Below are 8892 nucleotides of genomic sequence, written 5' to 3'. Positions count from 1 at the left end.
TCGAGGCGGCCTGCTGAGCACTGGTCCCGCACGGTCCGAGTTCGTCGGTCCCGTTGCCCGTGAGGAAGACTTCCCACTCGAACATCTCCACGGGCACCTGGCCGCCGTCGCAGTACAGGCAGTCCTCCCGCGACGAGGTCGCCAGCCCCAGCGACACGGCCGCCACCTGTCCGCGCCGGGTGACAATCTTCCAGCCGCGCCCGTCGCACGCGGTGCACTTAACTGGTGTGGTCATGCCGAAAAGAATGGATCGCCAAGGAATCCAGTCCTATTCCCCTGGGATATATCCATTGGAGATATAGGGTCTTCAGCAGACGCGATGCACCACCAGCCCGGGAGAAACGACCGGAGGCCGGAATGCACGGGAACGCTTTCGAACCGATCCAGCTACCCGACTGGGTGTGGGACCGCGACGAAAGCCGCGAAATCCTGAAGAAACGCGACATCGCAGGTCTGTTCGGTCTGGCGGTCAAGTACGCCGGGGCCAGCCAGGTCCGCCTCAGCGCCGCCACCGGCATAGCCCAGGGCCGCATCAGCTTGCACATGCGCGGGCAGCGCCAGGTCACCGACCTTGAAGTCTATGAGCGCATCGCCGCCGGCCTCGGCCTGCCCGACCACGCCCGCATGCTGCTCGGCCTCGCCCCGCTCGACATCGCCTCACCCACCGGCAACCACGGCGACGAGCACCAGGAGCAAACCGCCGAACTCACCGCCCGCATCGAAGCCGCCGCCGCCATCGACTCGACAATGGTGATGATCCTCAGCACCGACACCAACAACCTGCGCCTACTGGACCGCCGACTCGGCAGCGCCGCCATCGCCGACAAAATGCGCGCCCAAATCTCCCAAATAGAGCGCGCCCACCATCACGCCATACGACCCGGTATACGCGTCAAATTGGCGCATGTGCTCTCCGAGACGGCAGCTCTCGCCGGATGGCAGGCCATCGACACGTGCGCACTCAACGACGCCTGGGACTACCACGAGCGCGCCATAGCCGCAGCACGCGAAACCGACGACCCAGCACTACTCGCCTACGCCTGCGGCCAGCAGGCATACGTTCTGGCCGACCTCGGAAGGCCGGCAGAGGCCACCGAACTCCTCCAGTACACCCGGGCCTCATACGACCGCCGCGTCCCCAGCCACCTACGCACATGGCTCGCCGCCGCCGAAGCAGAGGCCGCCGCCGTCCTCGGGGACGAGACGACCTGCCGCACCGCTCTCGACCAGGCCGCCGCACTACTTCCCGAAGGAGACGCGGACCCGAGCCTGCCGTATGTCTCCCTCAACCGGCACCACCTCGCGCGGTGGCGCGGCAACTGCCTCGTCCGCTTCGGTGATCCCGAAACCGTCGAGGACCTACGCTCAGCTCTCGCAGGCATGGACGGCACCTATAACCGGGCCGAGGCCGGATTGCGCTGCGACCTCGCTCACGCCCTGCTCGCCATGGGCCAAGTGGACGCCGCTCAACCGCACCTCTACCGGGCCGAGCAACTCGCCACGATGATCGGCTCTCGCCGGCACGCCCGACGCATCGCTGAACTGACCCGGGCCGCTACCCGCGCGACCCGTTGAGCCGCTCCCGCGCGTACAGCAGCCCGATCAACACCCCGGAGTTCCAGACGTCCCCACGGGCGATCATGTCTGGAATCTCCTTCATCGGGATCCACTCCAGCCGATCGGCCTCCACCTCGCCGACCGGCTCACCGACCAGTTCGGCACCCCGTCCGAGGAACACGAGGTGTTCGGAGTCAACCATGCCGACCATGGGCTGAAAGGTGATCAGATGCTCGATTTCCTTGGGCCGGTAACCGGTCTCCTCTTCCACCTCGCGCACGGCGGTGTCCTTCGGGTCCTCGCCGACCTCCACCAGGCCCCCGGGCAGCTCCCAGCCCCACCGGTCGAAGAGGAAGCGGTGGCGCCACATCATCAGCACGCGATGTTCGTCGTCGACCAGCACCGTCATGGCCGCACGGCCCAGATGCACCGCGTGATGCTCGAAGCGCTCCCCGTCAGGGATCTCAACGTCGACCAGGCCCAGGCGGATCCACTCGTTGTCGTAGATCAGCCGCTCACCATGCACGACCCACCGCGACCGCTCTTCGTTGGTAGCCACACAGCGAAACTACAGCCCCGAGCTTCCGCCGTACATGCAGAAGATCGATTCGGGGCTTTCGGCTGGCTTCACCTAGTCGGGCCATCCGGTCAGGCTGTACACATCTAGCGCGGCCGAGGTCGCTGCCTGGACATCTCGCTTGCGAAAGGCGTCGATCAGCCGGGACCGCTGCTCGACGGTGAGAGTCTCAGGACGTGGCACAGGGATACGTCGAAGGTACTGAGCTTGGAATCGGAGCGTCTTTCCACGCATCTTCACCGCGTATGCGTCTACGAAGGCTTCCGCCACCTTGGAGAGTAAGAGCCCCCCGAGCACTTCTAGATCCCACGTCGCGGAGGTGATGAAGTACAGGTTGTGATGTGGGTAGTAGCCGCCCTTGTCGAGAACAGGATGGCTGCTTAGCTTCATGTCGGGGAACAGCAGCTTGGGGCGCTGAGCAAGGCCGGGCTCGACCTTGTCGATGGTCTTGTACCACTTCTCCGGGTTCTTCTTAGCAACGTAACGGCCTCTCAGTGCAGCGCCGTTCCTTTCGAAGTAGACCCGGAGCTTGGGATATTTGTCCAGATCGACTAGCTCACCGTCCGTACCCCAGGGATTGACGAGGTAGTGCCGGGACCACTCGAAGTTCCCGCTCGTGGTGTCGCGCACCATCGACAGCCGAAGCAGCCGCTCAGCCTCGACCACATCGGGATCACGGGTGATGAAAACCTTGTCCGCACCCGTCGCAACGCCGATGCCAACCCTGACGCCCGAGGCGCGGTCTCCCATGACTGTGAACCGCTCCGTCAGGTCTTCCAGTACGGCAAGGCGCGCCGGAGAGCCTGTCGGCCACAGGTCCGACCCTGAGAACCAATGGGGTAGGCGTGCGGCTTGGTAGGAGGCCGCCCGCGCTGGGCTGTCCTCACCGCCCCGGATCCATGCCGTGAGTTCGTGCGCGGCGGATTCACCGAAGTCTCGCGTTGTGTCCGCCGCTACCGCGGACTCCTGGCGGCCTTGTCGGATCACAGTCACCGCCGGATAGGCGGAAACCTGTTCTTCGAAGGCGTCCACATCGTGCATGGTCACGCACACGTCCACGGCGAACTCGTCGGCGACCAACCGGCGGAGCTCTCTGCCGTACTGGTTACGCATCCAACGATCAGCACAGATGAAGCCGAGCCGCCCGCCGTCACGCAACGAGCGTAGGCCGGCCTCGAAGAAGCCGATGTATATATCCGCCCTTCCCACCATGGTGGGATACAACGCGCGGTAGAGACTCGTCCGGTCCTCGGGTACATCCTCTAGTCGGATATAGGGAGGGTTGCCCACTACGAAATCAACCTGCTCTGAGTTTGTCTGCCCCAGCAGGTAGTCAGCCCGGTGAACCCACGCATCAGCCACCGTTTCGGCTTCCCCCCTGTCCCATCCCTCGTCGGACAGAACCCCGGTGACCAGGTCTCTCGCTTTGGCAACGTTCCTGGGCAGCAGGTCGAAGGCCCGGACAGCGCCCAACGCGTCAAGGAGAGGCCGCTCACGCTTGCGGCATGACTCGCTCACGCGCCGCGCGATGACGCCGAGGAAGGCCCCGGCTCCGCAGGCGGGCTCGACAAGGCGAAGCGCCGACAGGTCCCGATCGGGCCGGTAGTCCACGAGATCAAGGATCATCTCAACGATCCATCGGCGGGTGAACACCTCTCCGTGCTCTACCGCTTCGTCGGGGATCTCAGCGAGCGCCACCGAGGGAACGATGCCCGCATTTGGGACGAGAGGTTGCATATCGCCACCTTAGGGGGTTGTGGTGATCAACAGTCGCACAGGCACCTGTCGAACAACCAGGATCAGGGGTAAAGCGGCCCCGGTCACAGACTTGACTGTGGTTTGAGAAGACTGCCCGCCTGTACTCTTGATCGCCATCGAAACCCATGAGGTCGGGCCAAGGGGAACACCAGGCGTGCACAGAGAAGACGTTCAACGGGTAGTCGAAGCGTTCTGGACCACGCGAGGAGCACAGGAAGCCGCACTTGATGACCAGGGACGGGCAGGTGGTTCCGCCCGAGCCAATGGCCACATGAGCGCAATCACCAAACTAGTCGCACAAGAATTTATTAAAGCCGGAATTCCCGAGACTTGCATTATCGAGCGACAGCCATATCTTCCCGGCTACTACCGAGTACGCAAACAGTGGGACTTAGTTGTGGTTTGCGACGAAATCCTAGTTGCGGCGATCGAATTCAAGTCTCAAGTCGGCAGCGTCGGCAAGAATATCAATAACCGATTCGAGGAAGCGCTAGGCACGGCAACGGATACCCATGCCGCACAGACGAAAAACGAAGCGTTTGGGCAGGTCCCGCCGTGGCTAGGGTACGTGTTCGTGCTGCAGGAGACAAGCGAAACCGAGCAAGAGAACCGATCGGTCCGAGCTTTGTTCCCGACAGACCCCGCGTTCAAGGGCATGTCCTACAATCAGCGATATCAGGAGATGGTGAAGCGTTTTATCGGTGATGGCGTCTACCAAGCGGGATGGTTTATGGCCACGAAGCGCACCGAGGAAGGCATCACCTACACTGAGCCCCTTGCGACCGCCACCGCAGAGGCGTTCGGCGTGCAGATCAGAGGCCGCGTGGAGTACGTGAATGCCGTGCGCAGAGCCAGGTGACCCGCAGCACTGCCGAATAGCGCTAATAAGAATCAAGGCGGCGGCGCGTGCCGCGCCGCCGCAACGGCCCATCGTCGCGGCACCCGTCCGGGCATGCGGCCTGGGGGCCGGTCCCGGCCGGGGCCGCACTCGGGCCGCGCACCGCGTCACAACCGCGCCGTACCAAACGAACCCACCGACGATGGGCCCGCGCCACCGCCCAGCCTGCAAAACGCGCGGCGGCGGGGCCGGCGGAACTCGCTTCGCTCGCCCTTCGGGTGCCTTCGGCGTTCCGCCGTCCCCGCCCAACCGGTTGCCGAGCCTCAGCCATAGAAAAGGCCCTTCCATGCTCGACACTCCACATGGAGATGTCGGCGCCGGAAGAGCCGAGGAGACCTGGTAGCAATCTCGCGAAGAGAGTGTCACCTTCCCCGCGCGGATGAGGTGCCACCAATTCCTCTTTACTGTTCACAGCGTCTTCGAGACTCGATGAGATTGAGGCACACCCCATTACTCGAACAGCGCTCTTTGTACAGGCTGTCCCGGCTCATCGACAAGCCGCGCTGGCAGCGCACCCTCTGCTGACCTAGAGCGCGGACTTAGAGGCAGGCTCCCTAAGCTTGGCCCCATCGGACCGGCATGTACAATGCGTGGGGAAGTCTACGGGGGGAGAGAAATTGCGATAGTGATCCGACTTCTGATGCGCTACCGACTGCCGAGGTGACGACCGAAGAGGGATTCTTCAATTTCACGAAGAAGGCGAATGACCTCTCCCGCACTTTCCTCAAATGCACCTCTCGCTGTCGCTGGATCCCGATCACACCACTCCTTCACGTCTTCGAGTAGTTCCTTTTTCGCTACTCGCTTTTCTTTGTGCGGCAGGGCAAGAACTTCCGTCGCCTGATCGGTAAAGCGACTGGGATAGTAGAGCTCGAAATCGGACTCCTCGAACGTGCGGAAGTGATCAACCGGCCAAGAACCCTGATACTTGTCCCGAAGCTTTTCAATCACTGCTTGCCCTGTAGCGTCGCCATCCACAACCACCCATGCCCGCCCTCGGTACTGTGGTTCGAGGTGGGTGAAGAGAAACAGTCGACGGAAGTCATCGAAAGTGGCCTCAACCCTGCCTGTCCCGTTAGCCGATAAAGTCCTGAGCCGAGAAAGTTTAGGTGCGAACCAGGGAATGAGATAGTCTTTGATGATGACTTCCGCTGACGCCTCCTCCAGGATCAACCAGCCTTCCCAGAGGTCGAAGTCATACAGCTCGTAACCTAGATCGCGAAGAACGACCATGCGAGCTTCCGGAGTCGGCTCTATAGGCCGGATATGCGATTTCGGCAGCCCAGCACTGTCATAGCTAGAAGTAACGGACAGAATTTTGCTGCCAGGCGCAGAGCCTAGATACTTCACTACTATGTTGGAGTGAGTTGAGATAATGAATTGATTATTTCGAGACTTCGCAACTATAGCTTCGAGGATCGCCTTGAGTCCTTCGGGGTGGATATCATTTTCCAATTCCTCTATTAGGAATAGGTTGCCATCCGCCATACACAGATCCGCTATTAAACCCAGTAGGCTTGACACCCCTTCGCCCATCGCTTCAATCGGGATATGGTCGAACCTACCTATGGGAATTCCCGCCTGCATTCCACCCGTAGCAGCGTGAGCGCTTACTTCGAACCCGAGAACCTTACGGCACAAAGCGGAATACTCCCCCGACCTTTCATGGGAAGCATTCGCCAGTCTCGCAACCTTTGACACGAGGTAGCGTAGATCGTCTGGTACGCCCCGGGTTCTGTCAATATCTACTGTTCGATCAAACTCCACCACCTTTCGCTTCGCAAGGTACGTATAGAGAAAGTTTCTCGGCTCCTGCGCCGGCACAAGCCCGACGTTCGCCGCGCCTCCCTGCAAGAAGGTAAGCCTGGGCGCCGTCGGCATAACCGGATTCCTTGAGTCCGCCATCCTGTCTAACTGCAGCACAAGAGTCGCCTCGGGTGAATCAGGTAACTGACGAGACCAATCGAAGTACCTGCGGGACACATGTTCAAGCCTAAACTCCAAGGTGCATCCGCTTGCCCACAGGCGTATATCCCCCGCTTGGGCATTGTGGTTTTCCTGCATGAGGCGAATAGCCCGGATGAACGCAGACTTTCCCGCGTTATTCTTGCCCACTAACACATTGATTCGGTCAAGATCGATTGGCCCGCTACTTTCGAAGCTCTTGTAGTTCTCAATAGCGACGCTTGTGATAATCATGCTCGCAGATGGTAGCTAACGACAAGCCGTAGGTAAAGGCGTCCCGATTGGGACTACCTGTCTCACCCACGCAAGGGCCTATAGCCTCCGGCGGGGGCTCCGGCTCCGGGAGCGGCCCGCTCACGTTGCCGAAAGACCGTAGCGGGCTGAGGTGGGAGGCCGGTCGTCCCGCCAGCCGTCGCCCCTGGGCAAGCCGAGCAGACCGAGGGTCAGGGCGCAAGGTCGTTCGTCCGGTTGGGCGCTCCACCTTGCGCCCTGCCCCCCGGCCCGCTTGCCCTGAAAGCGGTGCGACGGCAGACGGGACGACCGGACAGGGGCGAGCTATGTGGGTTATAGCTTGACAGTCGGCTGCCCGACCTCGACGTGCCCCACCAGCTGTCCCCTTCCCGACTTCGCGGAGAGGCTACATGCCGCCTTCCAGGCCCGGCACTCCATTTTCGCGTGGCGTGCCGTCGCCGGATCGCCGTACCCGAAGGACGGACAAGACCGCACTCTCGCGGATTCACGCCTCGGGCGGCCGCCCACACAATGACGCTGGCATGTTCTCCAGCGGCAGGGGTGCGCGATGGGACGTACAACCGGTCACGCCGTGGTGCTCGGGGCGAGCATGGGCGGCCTGCTCGCCGCACGGGCGCTCACCGAGACGTACGCCCGGGTGACGCTGGTCGAACGGGACGAGCTCCCCGCGGAGCCGCTGAACCGGCGCGGCGTGCCGCAGGGCCGGCACGTCCACGTCCTGCTCCCGCGCGGTTCCCAGGTCCTCGGCTCGTTCTTCCCGGGTCTCGCCGGCGAGCTCGGCCTGGCGGGGGTGCCGCACACCCAGCTGGCCCGGCAGATCAGGTTCGTCGTCTCCGGCCACCGTCTGACCCGCGGCCGCCCCGGACCGGTCATGCTCCAGCCCACCCGCGCCACCCTGGAACACGCCGTACGCCGCCGGGTCGCCGCCCTGCCCGGTGTGGAGTTCGTCCAGGGCTGCGACGTCTCCGGCCTGGTCGCCTCCGCCGGCCGGGTCACCGGCGCCCGCTTCGTCCGCCGCTCCGGCGCGGGCGGTCAGGAGGAGACCGTCGAGGCCGACCTGGTGGTCGACGCCCTCGGCCGGTCGGGCCGGTCCGTCGAATGGGTCTCGCGGCTGGGCTATCCCGCCCCGGCGGAGGAACGCATCAAGGTCGGCATCAAATACGTGAGCTGTTTCTTCCGCACACCCCCCGGCGCTCTCACGCCCGAGCAGGGCGTCCTGGTCGGGCCGGTCCCCGGCCGCACGCGCGGGATGGCCTTCATGGCCTGCGAGGGAGATCGCTGGCTGCTCACCGTCGCCGGCATGGCGGGCGACCATCCGCCCACCGACCCCGACGCGCTGGTCGACTTCGCCGGGACCATCGCCCCACGCGACGTCCACGACGTCATCGTGAGGTCGGACCGCCTCTCCGACCCGGTCACCCACGCCTTCCCCTCCAGCGTCCGCAGACGGTACGAGAAGCTGTCCGCGTACCCGGAGGGTCTGCTCGTCTTCGGGGACGGCCTGTGCAGCTTCAACCCCATCTACGGTCAGGGCATGACCGTGGCCTCTCTCCAGGCCGAAGCCCTGCGGGCCTGCCTCGCCGCCGGGCGCGGCGACCTGGCCCACCGCTTCTACCGCGCGGCGGCGAAGGTCATCGATCCGGCCTGGCAGCTGTCCGCCGCGGGCGACCTGGCCCTGCCCGAGATCACCGGGCCCCGCCCGCTCCTCACCCGTCTGATCAACCGCTACGTGGCGAGACTGCACCGCGTGGGCGCGACCGACGTGGCCGTGGCCGACGCCTTCTGGCGCGTGGCGGGCTACCTCGACCCGACCCCGGCCCTGTTGCGTCCCCGCGTCGCCCTGCGTGTCCTCACCCGGGGGTAGGACGTGCGGCCGTGATTGGCC

6 protein-coding genes and 1 pseudogene are annotated in these 8892 nt (G+C 63.7%); 3 read left to right on the top strand and 4 right to left on the bottom strand.

Going from position 1 to position 8892, the window contains the following annotated elements; genetic code table 11:
* Nucleotides 1-235: pseudogene (locus tag HHX30_RS21830) on the bottom strand (hypothetical protein); the annotation flags it as partial.
* 122 nt (nucleotides 236-357) lie between these two features.
* On the opposite strand from HHX30_RS21830, the gene HHX30_RS21825 reads away from it, so the two are divergent.
* A complete protein-coding gene (locus HHX30_RS21825; RefSeq protein ID WP_169983805.1) occupies nucleotides 358-1575 on the top strand; it encodes an XRE family transcriptional regulator in 1218 nt (405 codons plus the stop codon).
* On the opposite strand, the gene HHX30_RS21820 is transcribed toward HHX30_RS21825, so the two are convergent.
* Both HHX30_RS21820 and HHX30_RS21815 read right to left on the bottom strand, forming a co-directional pair.
* A complete protein-coding gene (locus HHX30_RS21820) occupies nucleotides 1556-2116 on the bottom strand; it encodes an NUDIX hydrolase (RefSeq protein ID WP_169983804.1) in 561 nt (186 codons plus the stop codon). The two genes, HHX30_RS21825 and HHX30_RS21820, sit on opposite strands and share 20 nt — an antisense overlap.
* Before the next feature lie 72 nt (nucleotides 2117-2188).
* Nucleotides 2189-3832 carry an Eco57I restriction-modification methylase domain-containing protein gene (locus HHX30_RS21815; RefSeq protein ID WP_211592319.1) on the bottom strand — a complete coding sequence of 548 codons (1644 nt, stop codon included), beginning with the start codon at nucleotides 3830-3832 and terminating at the stop codon, nucleotides 2189-2191.
* A 166-nt stretch (nucleotides 3833-3998) separates the two neighbouring features.
* Between HHX30_RS21815 and HHX30_RS21810 the strand changes: the two genes are divergently transcribed.
* Complete coding sequence (locus HHX30_RS21810; protein ID WP_169983802.1) at nucleotides 3999-4751, top strand: PaeR7I family type II restriction endonuclease; 753 nt, start codon at nucleotides 3999-4001, stop codon at nucleotides 4749-4751.
* Between the two features lie 684 nt (nucleotides 4752-5435).
* Here HHX30_RS21810 and HHX30_RS21805 read toward each other — a convergent pair.
* Nucleotides 5436-6989 (bottom strand): ATP-dependent endonuclease, encoded by a 1554-nt coding sequence (locus HHX30_RS21805; RefSeq protein ID WP_169983801.1) that lies wholly within the window; start codon nucleotides 6987-6989, stop codon nucleotides 5436-5438.
* Between the two features lie 565 nt (nucleotides 6990-7554).
* Between HHX30_RS21805 and HHX30_RS21800 the strand changes: the two genes are divergently transcribed.
* Nucleotides 7555-8871 (top strand): NAD(P)/FAD-dependent oxidoreductase, encoded by a 1317-nt coding sequence (locus HHX30_RS21800; RefSeq protein ID WP_169983800.1) that lies wholly within the window; start codon nucleotides 7555-7557, stop codon nucleotides 8869-8871.
* Nucleotides 8872-8892 lie beyond the last annotated feature (21 nt).

This window comes from Microbispora sp. H10836, from assembly GCF_012999525.1.
In the GTDB taxonomy this organism is placed as follows: Bacteria; Actinomycetota; Actinomycetes; order Streptosporangiales; family Streptosporangiaceae; genus Microbispora.
Note: the sequence above shows the minus strand (reverse complement) of the source record. Positions and strands in the feature narration are given on the sequence as shown.

Excerpts from the sequence above, each read along its gene's own strand:
- HHX30_RS21825 (WP_169983805.1), top strand. The coding sequence starts at position 358 with ATGCACGGGAACGCTTTCGAACCGATCCAGCTACCCGACTGGGTGTGG.
- HHX30_RS21805 (WP_169983801.1), bottom strand. The coding sequence starts at position 6,989 with ATGATTATCACAAGCGTCGCTATTGAGAACTACAAGAGCTTCGAAAGT.
- HHX30_RS21800 (WP_169983800.1), top strand. The coding sequence starts at position 7,555 with ATGGGACGTACAACCGGTCACGCCGTGGTGCTCGGGGCGAGCATGGGC.